Below are 11,984 nucleotides of genomic sequence, written 5' to 3'. Positions count from 1 at the left end.
GGCGTCCGCACGTGGCGGAGTGGCGGGATGCGCTCGCACCCCTCACCGTCACGTCTCCCGGCACACCGGCCCGCGCACTCGGAAGTGGCAGGTGTGGGACGTCCGCACGCACGGGATGGCAGGAACCGCCCGCCCCCGCCGTCACGCCTCCCGATACAGCTCCTTGGCGATAATCGTGCGCTGGACCTCCGTCGCACCTTCGTAGATGCGCGGGGCGCGCACCTCCCGGTACAGGTGCTCCAGCAGGTGCCCCCGGCGCAGCGCTCGGGCGCCGTGGATCTGGACGGCCGCGTCCACGACGTACTGCGCCGCCTCGGTCGCGAACAGCTTGGCCATGGCGGCGCGCCGGACGGCGTCCGCCGCTCCCGTGTCGTACGCCGTGGCCGCCGCGTAGACGAGCAGACGGGCGGCCTCGGTACGGGTGGCCATCTCGGCGAGTTGGTGGGACACGCTCTGCAGGTCCTTGAGCGGCCCCCCGAACGCGGTGCGGGAGGCGGCGTGCGCCAGCGCGGCGTCCAGTGCCGCCTGCGCCATGCCCACCGCGAACGCGCCCACGCTCGGCCGGAAGAGGTTCAGGGTGCGCATCGCGAGCCCGAAGCCGCGGTCCACCTCCCCCAGGACGTCGTCCCGGGTGACCGGCACCCCGTCGAAGACCAGGGTGCCGACCGGGTGCGGGCCGATCATCTCCAGCGGCGCGCCGGTCAGCCCCGGCCGGTCCGCGGGGACGAGGAAGGCGGTGACGCCGCGAGAACCGGGAGCGCCGCCCGTGCGGGCGAAGACGGTCGCGAAGTCGGCCCCGGGCGCGTTGGAGATCCAGCACTTCTCCCCCGTCAGCCGCCACCGGGGACTCCCGTCCGGGGCACGGCCGTCCGGCTCGGCGGCCAGGGAGAGCGCGGCGGCGTCCGACCCGGCGTCCGGCTCGCTGAGCGCGAAGGCCGCGACCGCCCGCCCGGCCACCACCTCCGGCATCCACCGCGCGCGCTGCGCCGCGCTCCCGGACCAGAACACCGGGCACGCGCCCAGGCCCTGGAGGGCGAGCGCGGTCTCGGCGTCGGTGGACACCTGGGCCAGCGTCTCTCGCAACAGGCAGAGGTCCAGCACCCGCACCGGCCCGCCCTCCGGGAACACCCTGGCCAGCAGTCCCAGTTCGCCCAGGGCCGCCACCAGGGGGCGGTTGACCCGTCCCGGCGCGCCGCGCTCCGCCAGCGGCACCAGCCTCTCGACCGCCAGCGCACGCACCCGCGCGCACCACTCCCGCTCCTGTGCTGCCAGAGCGAAGGCGGTCACGGGTGGCTCCTTCGGTTCGTCGCTGTGTCCGAATCCGATCGGCGAGTGGCGGTGCGGTCCCCGTCAGCGTGCGGTGCCGCACGGAAGCGGTCGGTGGACGTCAAAGCGACGGTCCGCCAAGGCACTTGGCAGTTTCGTTGCGCTGTGTTGACTGCCATCACGGTCACGTTACGCTGGCGAAAGGCCGTACGGCAGTCCCCCGCCCTCCTCGGGCCGCTCCACCACCCTCTTCCGGCCGCACGCCGCGGCTCCCCCGGCGCAAGGGGGCCCTCATGGAACTCCGGCCTTCGGCGCACACCGACACCTTCGCCCGCGATCACCTGCCGCCCCCGGACCAGTGGCCGCGCCTGACCGACCTCGGCTACCCGGCCCGGCTCAACTGCGGAGCCGAACTGCTGGACCGCACCGTCGAGCGGCTGGGCCCGGACCGGCCCGCGCTGTTCGACGCCTCCGGTGCCGTGTGGTCGTACGGCACCCTGCGCGAACGAGTGGACCGGATCGCGCACGCGCTCACCCGCGACCTCGGCGTGCTGCCCGGCCAACGGGTGCTGCTGCGCGGCCCCACCACCCCGTACCTCGCCGCCGCCTGGCTCGCGGTGATGAAGGCGGGCGCGATCGCGGTCACCGTCCTGGCCTCGCACCGCCCCGGCGAACTGGCCACCATCTGCTCCCTGGCCCGCGTCCGCCACGCACTGTGCGACCACCGCTTCACCGACGACCTGACGCGGGCGGACGTGCCGGGACTGCGGATCACGCCGTACGGCGGCGACACCCCCGACGACCTCCAGTGGCCGGCCGCACGCCACCCGGACCCGTACCCGGCCGTGGCCACCTCCGCCGACGACGTGGCGCTGATCGCCTTCACCTCGGGCACCACCGGCCGCCCCAAGGGCTGCATGCACTTCCACCGCGACGTTCTGGCCATCGCCGACACCTTCTCCGCCCGGGTGCTGCGTCCGCGCCCGGACGACGTGTTCGCGGGCAGCCCGCCGCTCGGCTTCACCTTCGGTCTCGGCGGGCTCGTCGTCTTCCCGCTGCGCGCCGGGGCGGCGGCCTACCTCGCCGACTGGGGCGGCCCCGCCCGTCTCCTGGAGGACATCCCGCGCCACCGCATATCGGTGCTGTTCACCGCCCCGACCGCCTACCGCGCGATGCTGCCGGCGCTCGGCGCGCACGACCTGTCCTCGTTACGGCGCTGCGTGTCGGCCGGGGAGAACCTGCCGGCTGCCACGTGGCAGTCCTGGCACGAGGCCACCGGGTTACGAATCATCAACGGCATCGGCGCCACGGAACTGCTGCACATCTTCATCTCCGCGGCGGACGACGCGATCCGCCCGGGTACCACCGGGCTGCCCGTGCCGGGGTACGAGGCGCGGGTGATCGACGGCGCCGGGCGTCCGGTGCCGGACGGCGAGCCGGGGCTGCTCGCGGTGCGCGGTCCCACCGGCTGCCGCTACCTGGCCGATCCCCGGCAGACGGAGTACGTCCGCGATGGCTGGAACGTCACCGGCGACACTTATGTGCGCGACGCCGAGGGCTACTTCCGGTTCGTCGCCCGCGCGGACGACATGATCGTCTCGGCCGGCTACAACATCGCGGGCCCGGAGGTCGAGGACGCGCTCGTCCACCACCCCGACGTGGCCGAGGTCGCGGTGGTCGGCCGGGCGGACCCCGAACGCGGTCAGGTGGTGGTCGCTCATGTGGTGCTGCACCAGAGCGCACCACCCGGCCCCGGCACCGCCGCCGCGCTGCGCGCGTTCACCAAGGCGCGCATCGCCCCGTACAAGTGCCCGCGCGAGATCGTCTTCCACGACGCCCTCCCGCGGACCCCGACCGGCAAGCTCCAGCGCTTCCGGCTGCGCACGAACGAGACGGAGCACACGACCGAGACAAAGTAAACGGGGCCGAGCGGCACCGAGTGGGGAAACGAGCAGGCCGGATCGGCAACGAGCCGGATCACGCCTGCACCTCCTCCCGTCCCGCACCCCCACCCGGCCCGCACACCCCTTCGGTTACCGTCACCCCATGATTCATGGCAGGGACACGGAACTGGACCAGCTCGCCCGCCTGGTGGACGAGGGCCGGGCGGGGCGCGGGAGCGTGCTGGTCCTGCGGGGCGCGGCCGGCATCGGCAAGTCCGCGCTGCTGGACCGGGCGGCGGAGTTCGCCGCGTCCGGGCCCGAGCCCCTGCGGGTGGTCCGGGCCGGTGGCGCCGAGGCCGAGCAGGACATGCCGTACGCCGCGGTGGACCTGCTGACGCGGGCGCTCCCGGATTCCCCGCCGCTGCCCGGGGCGCAGGCGCGGGCGCTGGACCTCGCGCTCGGGCGGGCCGGGGCCGCTCCGCGGGCGGCGCCGTCCCCGGACCGGTTCCTGATCGGGCTGGCCGTCCTCAACCTGCTCGCGGGCGCGGGGCCGTTGCTGTGCCTGATCGACGACGCGCACTGGCTGGACCGCGCCTCCGGGGACGCGCTGCTGTTCGCGGCCCGCCGGCTCGGTGCCGACCCGGTGGTCATGGTGTTCGCCGCGCGGGACGGGTTCGCCGCCCGCGGCCTGCCCGAGTTGCCGCTGGGTCCGCTGGACGGCGCCGCGCAACGGCGGGTACTGGCCGAGCGGGGGCACGACCTGACACCGGCCGATCGGGACGCCATCCTGGAGGCCGCCGAAGGCAACCCGTGTGCCCTACGGGAACTGCGCCCCGGCCCCACCCCGTTCACACCGCTCCCGGTGGGCGAGCGGGTGACGGCCGAGTACCGGCACCGGATCGCCGCGCTGCCGGAACGCACCCGTGTGGTGCTGACGGTGGCAGCCGCCGCGGCCGGCGCGCTGCCCGCCGTCGCCCGCGCGGCCGAGGCGCTGGGCGGCACGGTCGGCGACCTGGCTCCGGCCGAGGCGGCGGATCTGGTCACGGTGCTCGGGGACACGGTACGTTTCCGCCACCCGCTGGCCCGATCGGCCGCCTACCAGGCCGCCCCATTGGCACGCCGGCTGGCGGTGCACGCCGCGCTGGCAGAGGCGGCCGAGGACCCGTACGTACGGGCCCGTCACCGCACCGTCGTGGCGTCCGGCCCCGACGAGGGGACTGCGGACGAGCTGGCGGCGGTGGCAGCCGACGCCTGGCGGCGCGCCGCGTACGAGGCGTCCGCCACCGCCTACGAGCAGTCGGCGCGGCTCAGCCCGGACCCGGTGCGGCAGGGCGACCGGCTGACCGCGGGCGCCCGGGCCGCGCTGCGCGCCGGCCGCGCCGACCACGCGCTGGACCTCACCGAACGCGCCGCCCAACGGCTCGACGCCCCCGAGGCCCTGGCGGAGGTGGCCTTCGTCCGGGCGCAGGCGGAGACCGAGTTGCGGCCCGGCACGCTGCCGGGCGCCGGACGCCTCCTGCTGGACCACGTGCCGTCCGCCGCGCCGTCCCGCCGTTCCCTGCTGCTGAACTACGCCGCGGCCGGGGCGTGGGCCGGCGGGGACCTCGCCGCCCTGCGCCGGGCCGGCGAGCTGCACGACGTGCTGGAGGCGCGGGGCGGGCCCGCGGCGGTCAACGTGCCGCGGGCGCTGGTACGGCTGGTCGAGGGCCGGTACGGGGAGGCGTTCGGGCCGCTCGCCGCCCTCGTCGCCGAGCAGCGGGACCGGCCGTCGCCCGAGCCCCACCCCCGGCTGGCCGCCCTGGAGGCCGCGTTGCTGACGGGGAACGACGAGGCGGCGCTCGACCTCGCCCGCGCCGAGATCGCGCTGTGCCGGGCGGACGGCGTGATCGTCGCCCTCCCCAAGGTGCTGCACCAGCTCGCCCGCGCCGAATCGGCCGCCGGGCTGCACCGGGACGCCGCGCGCACCGCGGACGAGGCACTGGACCTGGCCCGCAGCACCGGCCTGGACCACCTCGTCGCCCCGCTCGCCGGCGTCCGCGCCCGCCTGGCCGCCATCGAGGGCGACGAGCCGCGCTGCCGTGAGCTGGCAGCCGGGGCCCGCCCGGCCGAGGCCGCCTGCGCGCTGGGGCTGCTGGCGCTCGGCCAGGGCCGGTACGAGGACGCCGTGCGCGAACTCCACCGGGCCGCCGAAGGGCCGCTCGGCTACCCGGCGGTCGCCGCGCTCCTGGGGGCGGACCTGGTCGAGGCCGCCGTACGGGCCGGGCTGCCCGCCGACGAGCCGCTGGCCCGCCTCACGTCCTGGGCGCGGGCGGCCGGCCACCCGTGGGCCCGCGCGGTGGCCCTGCGCGGGCGCGGGCTCGCCGAGGGTGCCGAGGAACCGCTGGCCGAGGCGGTGCGGCAGCACGAGGGCCGCCCGTTCGAGCGGGCCCGCAGCGCACTCGTCCACGGCGCGTGGCTGCGTCGGCAGCGGCGGCGTACGGACGCCCGGCCGCTGCTGAAATCCGCCCTGGAGGCGTTCGAACGACTCGGGGCAGCCCCTTGGGCGGAGCGGGCCCGTACCGAACTCCGCGCCACCGGCGAACAGGTCACCGGGGGCCGCGCGGCCGACGCCGTGGACCGGCTCACCGCCCAGGAGCTCCAGATCGCCCGGCTGGCGGCGGCCGGGGTGGCCAACCGGGACATCGCCTCCCAGCTCTTCCTGAGCACCCGCACCGTGGAGTACCACCTGTACAAGGCGTACCCGAAGCTGGGCGTCCGCTCGCGCCGCGAACTGGCGGAGGTGCCCGGGCTGTAGGGCGGGGGCTCTGGGAGGCCCGAGGTGCCGGGGAGCCCCCGAGTTGCCGAGTGTTGGCAGTTTCCGCGCGCTGCCCGGCCCGCCCCTGTCCGAACGCCACCGTCCCTCCGTACGTGAACCGCCGCTCCGTCCCCGTACGTCACCGTCCTCCGTCCGTACGCCACCCCGCCCCCGTACACCCCCCGTCCCCATCGCCCCCTCCTCCCGTAAGTCCACGGATGCGCCCCCAGTAGCCCCCTCCGTACGTTCAGGACCAGCCCCGGCACCGAGCCGGCGCCACCCACACGAACTCCCCGGAGGCCGGACATGAAGCTGTTCGAAACCGTCACGGTCGGCAAGCTGGACCTGCCCAACCGTCTCGCCATGGCCCCGATGACGCGCAGCCGCGCCTACGGCGGGCTGGTCACCGAGCTGACGGCCGAGTACTACGCCCAGCGCGCCGGCGCGGGCCTGATCATCACCGAAGGCGTCCAGCCCAGCGTCATAGGCCAGGGCTACATCCAGACGCCCGGGCTGCACTCCGCCGAACAGGTCGCGGCCTGGCGGCGGGTGACCGACGCGGTGCACGGGAAGGGCGGACGGATCTTCGCCCAGCTGATGCACACCGGACGCGTCGGCCACCCCTCCCTGTACCCGGACGGTGCACTGCCGGAGGCCCCCTCGGCCCTCGCCTCCGGCGAGCAGCTCTACACCCCGGACGGGATGCTGGACCACCCCACGCCGCGCGCCATGACGCTGGACGACATCAGCCGCACCATCGAGGACTTCGCCACCGCCGCCCGCAACGCCGTCGCGGCCGGGTTCGACGGCGTGGAACTGCACGGTGCCAACGGCTACCTGATCCAGCAGTTCATGGCGGATGGCAGCAACCAGCGCACCGACGCCTACGGCGGATCCGTGGCCGGCCGCATCCGTTTCGCCGTCGAGGTCGTCCGGGCCGTGAGTGACACCATCGGCCCGGAGCGGGTCGGCCTGCGGGTCTCGCCGGGCATCGCGATGAACGGCGTGACCGAGAGCGACAGCCCCGAGTTGTACACCGCGCTGCTGCGCGCCCTGGCCGGGCAGCCCTTGGCGTACGTGCACGTCCTGGAGATGGGCACCCGGGACCTGACCCGTCTGGTGCGCGCCGAGTGGCCCGGGAGGCTGATCCTCAACCCGCATCCGACGGCCCAGGGCACCGCGACCGTCGAGGACGCCACCGCCGCCCTGGAGGACGGGCTCGCCGACGTGATCAGCCTGGGCTCCCTGTGGCTGGCCAACCCCGACCTGCCGGAGCGCATCCAGGCCGACGGCCCGTACAACGAGGCCCAGCGCGCGACCTTCTACGGCGGGGACCACCGGGGGTACACGGACTACCCGAGCCTGTGACCCGGGGCCCGGCGGCGCGGCCGTGCGCCCCGATGGCACACGGAGCGCACGGTCCCGAGCCGGGTGCCGCCGCATACGCTCGCCGACGGCCCGGGCCGGGCCGCCGTCCCACGTCGTCGCCCGCGACCGGGCGGCCCGACCGGGAGCGGCCGGGACCGGCACAGGCTCCGACAGGTTCCCGGCAGTCGTTCCGATGTCCGGCGACTCGGAGGCCGGTCACGGTGACCGACCACTCACCGAGGCCCGCCCCGCGCTCCCTCATCGTCACCTTCCCCGGCCCCCACAGGCGCGGCGAACCGGCCGGTACCGGTGCCCAGGAGAGCCCGGTACTGGTCGGCAGTATCGTCGGCGGTCTCCCGTCTCAAGCGCCGCGGGCTGCTCGTACCGGCCCGTACGCACGGTGGCGCGGCCGGTTACGCGCTCCCCGACGCGGCACGCCGCCTCCCGGACGACGGTGCCCGGCGCCTCCACGGCCGGCCGGCCGCCCGTTCCGCCGACCGGTGGCTGCCAACCGTCTTCTCGTTCCCCGAGGAGGAGCGCCACAGGCGCCACCTCCTCCGCACCCAGTCGGCCCCGCTGGGCTTCGGCACCGCCGCGCCCGGCGTGTGGATCGCCCCGGCGCACCTCCACAACGAGACCCGGCACACGCTGGACCGGCCGGACCCCACCAGGTACGTCGCCTTTTCACCGGCGAGCACACCGGTTTCCTGCCGACCGCCGAGGCGGTCGCGCGCTGGTGGGACCTAGAGGCCGTCGCCGCCCGGTACCGGGCCTTCGTCGGCTCCTGGGAGCCAGTACCGCACCGCCGGCCCGGCCGCCGCACCGCGCCGCCTGAGACGGCCTACCGCGATGACTGCCGACTGCGGACGTCTGGTGGCGGTTTCCGTACGCCGACCCGGTCCTGCCCGCGCCGCTCCTCCCCGAGAGGCGGCCGGGCGCCCGCGCCGCGGAGGTCTTCTATCGGTCGCACGCCATGCTGCGCGCGGCGACGGCCCGGTTCGCGTACGAGGTGGTGGCCGGGTGGCATCACACGCGGGGGCGGGACGAAGCGGTGTGACGACATGCGTGGCGGTGCGGGCCGTTGCCGAACGGAAACCGACGGATCTCCGCGAACAGTGCCAGGGCAGGAAGGAAACGGGCCACAACCATCGGGGAAAGGGACCGCGACCACAAGGGAAAGGGACCGGGAACGAATCGGGACCACCACGGGAACGGTGTGGTCGCCTCAGCGCCTCCGGGAGTGCACGCCGACGCAGGCCATTGGGCGCGGCCGGGCGGCGGCGATGGTGGACACCACGTCCTTGAACGAGGAACACATCCGGGTCCCGGCGACCGCGGCCAACTCGCCGAAGCGGCCCACCCCATAGGTGACGGCGACCGGTTCCATACGGGCGGTGACGGCCATCCGCATGTCCTCGACCGTGTCGCCCACGTAGGCACTCTCCCAAGGGGAGACACCCAGTTCGGCCGCCGCGCGCAGCACCATTTCCGGGTGGGGTTTGCCGCGCCGGACCATGTCGTGGCAAATGACGGGACCGAGCAGGTCGCGGATGCCCATGACGTCGAGCAGCGCTTCGGCGCCCCGGCACGGCTTGGAGGTGGCCACCGCCAGTTCGATGCCGTGGGCGCGCAACGCGGAGAGCCCGGCCGACACTCCGGGGAAAAGCAACTGCGGCCCTTCCCGCAGCACTTCGGTGGAAAAGAGTTCCCGGTAGCGTCCGATGGCGGCGACAACGGTGGCGTGGTCCTCGGGTATTCCCAAGAGGTGGCCGAAGACCGTTCCGGGTGGTCTCTTCATGGCGGCGGCGGCCTGCCGGGGCGTCACCGTGCGGCCGTGTTCCGCGGCCACTTTGACCAGGAGGCGGCTGATGGCCGGACCGGTGTCGGCGAGCGTGCCGTCCAGGTCGAAGACGGCCGCCTTGATGGTTTCACCGCCGGGTCCCCGCCCGGCACCTCCCAGACGCGCGCCGGCTCCCAGTGATTCACGCATTGCTCGACACCTTCCGATTTCCTCTGGATATAGGGGATCTACGGGTCCGTCGGGGTCTGTACGCCTTCGCCCGCGGAAAGCCGTGCGGAAGGCGCTTGTGGTGGAAGCGGCGGACTCGCCGTGGCACGCCACTGTGCAGGAGCGGCGTGCGGCCGTCGAGGCGGCATCGCTGGAAGAAACACTTCCCGGTACTCGCCTCCGCAGATTTAAAAACCGTCTGCGCTGTTTGTCAATGTACCGGGTCACGCGCCGTAAGCCCATGGCCGACTCACCGCGACTTGGAAGTCCACGCCCCACTCACTGGCGCACCGCCACCTATTGGTGACCTATCCCAACAACCGTTGACTTATACATTCCTGAACCTCCGGGATCCCAACCGGCACACCGTTCGCCCCTCACCGTCGCCACGACTCAGCCACCTTCCCTCTTTTCGGACCGTATGGTTGGTTTTGTAGAGTAGACTCCGGTGCTTTCTCAGTCGGACCAGAGACGGGACGTAACGTTGCCGATTCAGCACCGAGCCATTCAAAGTCGCCGCGCACTCATCCGCGCCGCCGCACAGGCCTTTATCGAGAAAGGCGTTCCGGCATCCGGGATGGTGGACATCAGCAGACGCGCCCGCCTGAGCAAGGGCGCACTGTACTTCCACTTCGCGTCCAAGGAGGAGCTGACCCTCGCGGTGCGCGAGGAAGCGCTGGGCATCCTGCGGGAGTTGGAGGCGGACCTCGCCCGCTCCCTCCAGCCCGTGCGGTGCGCCGCCCGGGACTTCGCCATCGCCCTCCTGAGCCGGGTCGACTCCGACGTCGTCCTGCGCGCGGGGCTGCAGATGCGCCCCGAGACCGCGCCGGGGCTGGAGGACGCGGGCCTCGAAAAGCGCTGGTACGCGCTGTTCCTGGAGAAGGCCACCGCCGACCGGCGGACCGGCCCGATGTCGGCGGAGCAGACGGCCGACGCCCGGCGCACCGCCCAGTTACTGACCACGCTCGTCACCGGGCTGCTGCACCTCGGCCACGACGACCGCGCCTGGTGGTGCAAGGACCAGGTGACGGACATATGGAGCCAGCTCCTGCCCGCCCCTGACACGGCGCGTACCGGCGAAACCCGGTGCGCGGACCGGCCCGCCGACGCCCCGGCGACCGCCGCCCCCCAGGCGCCCGCGGCGAGCCTCCACGGCCCGCGCCGCCCCGCCCCCGTGCACTCCGACCCGGACCGCACCAATCCGGCCCGTGACGAGGCCGGACCCGCCGGTTCGCGCACCCCCCGGACACCGGCCGGCTGACCTGCCTCCCCGTCCGCCGCCGGCGGGCCTCCTCACCCGAGAGGCACGTCACGGAGCGGACCACACTCCGGCTCCCCCTCCAGGGCCCGCTCCCACGGGTCCGGCACCCGCTCCCCTCTCCCGCTTCACCCCGTACATCCCCCCGCACGGCACACCCCCGCCACCGGCCCGGCCCGCCCCGGCCCCCGCGGTCGCGCCACCCCCGTCCGGCCCGCACCGCGCGCTCGCGCCCGTGGCCCGCCCCCGTGGCCCGCCGTCCGGCCCTCTTCCCGCGGCCCCGCCTCCGGCTCTTTCCCGCGGCCCCCACCGGCCTTCCCGGCCCACGCCTCGGTGCCACCCCGGTGCCCGTACCGGCACCGCGCCTCCCACCCCGCACAGCGCCCGGCGGCCGGCACGACGTCGACCGAAAACAATCCCCCCGTTCGGTCCCGCCCTCCGCCTCCCTCCAGCCACTCGCCGCACATCAACTCCCTTTCGATACCGCGTGGTTGGATTTTTTACCGGCCCGAAAATAGACTGCCCATCCGGGCCTGTCGGTCCGTCAACCCCCGCTCTCAGCGCCCCTCATCCGCACATACGGAGGACGACCGGTGGTCAAGCAGGAACGCGCGGTACGTACCCGGCGCGCCATTCTGGAAGCGGCCGCCCGGGTCATCGGCACCCGGGGGTACGAGGCCGCCACGATGGCCGAGATCATCCAGCACGCGGGCGTCACCAAGGGGGCGCTGTACTTCCACTTCCCGTCCAAAGAGGCACTGGCGCGCGCGGTGGTCGCCGAACAGGTCGAGCCCTGCGTCCCTCGCGTGACCGACTCCCGGCTCCAGGACGCCATCGACTTCACGCACCGGGTCGCCGTGGAGGTGCGGGAGGACGTCCTGCTCCAGGCCGGTATGCGCATCGCGGTGGAGACGACCTTCACCGACGAGCCCCTGGTCCCCTACCAGGCGTGGATCGACACGATGGTCACACTGTTCGGCGAGGCCCGCGAGACGGGGGAACTGCTTCCCTGGGTCTCGCCGGTGCGGGCGGCGGAGTTCTTCGTCGCGTCCTACATGGGCGTCCAGCTGTTCTCGCTCGCCGCCAGCAATCGCACGGACCTGCCCGAGCGCGTGACCTCCCTGTGGAAGCACATCCTGCCCGGGCTGGCCACACCCGGCGCACTGAGCCACCTCGACCCGCAGGGCCGGGCCCCGCAGCCGGCCGCCTGAGAGACGGTCCGTGTCCGCCGGGACCGTCGTCAGCGTCTCCCCGCCCCCGAGGAGACGATTCAGGACGAGAAAACGGACTGGTTGGCTTGTGCGGGAGCAAAGGAAGCCCTAAATAGGATCACCTGTTCGAGCAATTCGAGCCATGCGTCGCCCCAGGGACCGGCCCGCGCGGACAACCGTCCCCAAGGAGCCGCAT

The 11,984-nt window shown here is 74.1% G+C and carries 9 protein-coding genes; 7 read left to right on the top strand and 2 right to left on the bottom strand.

What is annotated here, in order from left to right; all coding sequences use genetic code 11:
- Positions 1 to 141: 141 nt before the first annotated feature.
- Positions 142 to 1,287: an acyl-CoA dehydrogenase family protein gene (locus ABZX96_RS28930; RefSeq protein WP_355550051.1), complete on the bottom strand. Its 1,146-nt coding sequence runs from the start codon at positions 1,285 to 1,287 to the stop codon at positions 142 to 144.
- 272 nt (positions 1,288 to 1,559) lie between these two features.
- Between ABZX96_RS28930 and ABZX96_RS28925 the strand changes: the two genes are divergently transcribed.
- The 5 genes from ABZX96_RS28925 (at position 1,560) to ABZX96_RS28905 (ending at position 8,368) form a co-directional block, all read left to right on the top strand.
- The gene (locus ABZX96_RS28925; RefSeq protein ID WP_355550049.1) at positions 1,560 to 3,185 is read left to right on the top strand and encodes an AMP-binding protein; all 1,626 of its coding nucleotides are present in this window, start codon (positions 1,560 to 1,562) and stop codon (positions 3,183 to 3,185) included.
- Between the two features lie 127 nt (positions 3,186 to 3,312).
- Positions 3,313 to 5,943, top strand: a complete 2,631-nt coding sequence (locus ABZX96_RS28920; protein ID WP_355550047.1) for a LuxR family transcriptional regulator — start codon at positions 3,313 to 3,315, stop codon at positions 5,941 to 5,943.
- Between the two features lie 306 nt (positions 5,944 to 6,249).
- Positions 6,250 to 7,311, top strand: a complete 1,062-nt coding sequence (locus tag ABZX96_RS28915; RefSeq protein WP_355550045.1) for an alkene reductase — start codon at positions 6,250 to 6,252, stop codon at positions 7,309 to 7,311.
- Between the two features lie 309 nt (positions 7,312 to 7,620).
- Positions 7,621 to 8,058, top strand: a complete 438-nt coding sequence (locus ABZX96_RS28910) for a hypothetical protein (protein ID WP_355550043.1) — start codon at positions 7,621 to 7,623, stop codon at positions 8,056 to 8,058.
- Between the two features lie 106 nt (positions 8,059 to 8,164).
- Positions 8,165 to 8,368 carry a PaaX family transcriptional regulator C-terminal domain-containing protein gene (locus tag ABZX96_RS28905; RefSeq protein WP_355550081.1) on the top strand — a complete coding sequence of 68 codons (204 nt, stop codon included), beginning with the start codon at positions 8,165 to 8,167 and terminating at the stop codon, positions 8,366 to 8,368.
- Positions 8,369 to 8,536: 168 nt separating this feature from the next.
- Here the strand turns inward: ABZX96_RS28905 and ABZX96_RS28900 are convergent, their stop codons facing one another.
- Positions 8,537 to 9,301 carry an HAD family hydrolase gene (locus ABZX96_RS28900; protein WP_355550041.1) on the bottom strand — a complete coding sequence of 255 codons (765 nt, stop codon included), beginning with the start codon at positions 9,299 to 9,301 and terminating at the stop codon, positions 8,537 to 8,539.
- A gap of 466 nt (positions 9,302 to 9,767) precedes the next feature.
- Between ABZX96_RS28900 and ABZX96_RS28895 the strand changes: the two genes are divergently transcribed.
- The gene (locus tag ABZX96_RS28895) at positions 9,768 to 10,580 is read left to right on the top strand and encodes a helix-turn-helix domain-containing protein (protein ID WP_355550039.1); all 813 of its coding nucleotides are present in this window, start codon (positions 9,768 to 9,770) and stop codon (positions 10,578 to 10,580) included.
- A gap of 590 nt (positions 10,581 to 11,170) precedes the next feature.
- The gene (locus ABZX96_RS28890; RefSeq protein ID WP_355550037.1) at positions 11,171 to 11,788 is read left to right on the top strand and encodes a ScbR family autoregulator-binding transcription factor; all 618 of its coding nucleotides are present in this window, start codon (positions 11,171 to 11,173) and stop codon (positions 11,786 to 11,788) included.
- Positions 11,789 to 11,984: the final 196 nt, after the last annotated feature.

Origin of the sequence: Streptomyces sp. NPDC003077, from assembly GCF_040611095.1 — a bacterium.
Lineage (GTDB): Bacteria > Actinomycetota > Actinomycetes > Streptomycetales > Streptomycetaceae > Streptomyces.
This window is presented reverse-complemented; position numbering and strand designations above follow the sequence as displayed.

Bases quoted from the DNA above. Each gene is read 5' to 3' on its own strand.
- ABZX96_RS28925 (WP_355550049.1), top strand. From the start codon at position 1,560: ATGGAACTCCGGCCTTCGGCGCACACCGACACCTTCGCCCGCGATCAC.
- ABZX96_RS28920 (WP_355550047.1), top strand. From the start codon at position 3,313: ATGATTCATGGCAGGGACACGGAACTGGACCAGCTCGCCCGCCTGGTG.
- ABZX96_RS28915 (WP_355550045.1), top strand. From the start codon at position 6,250: ATGAAGCTGTTCGAAACCGTCACGGTCGGCAAGCTGGACCTGCCCAAC.
- ABZX96_RS28900 (WP_355550041.1), bottom strand. From the start codon at position 9,301: ATGCGTGAATCACTGGGAGCCGGCGCGCGTCTGGGAGGTGCCGGGCGG.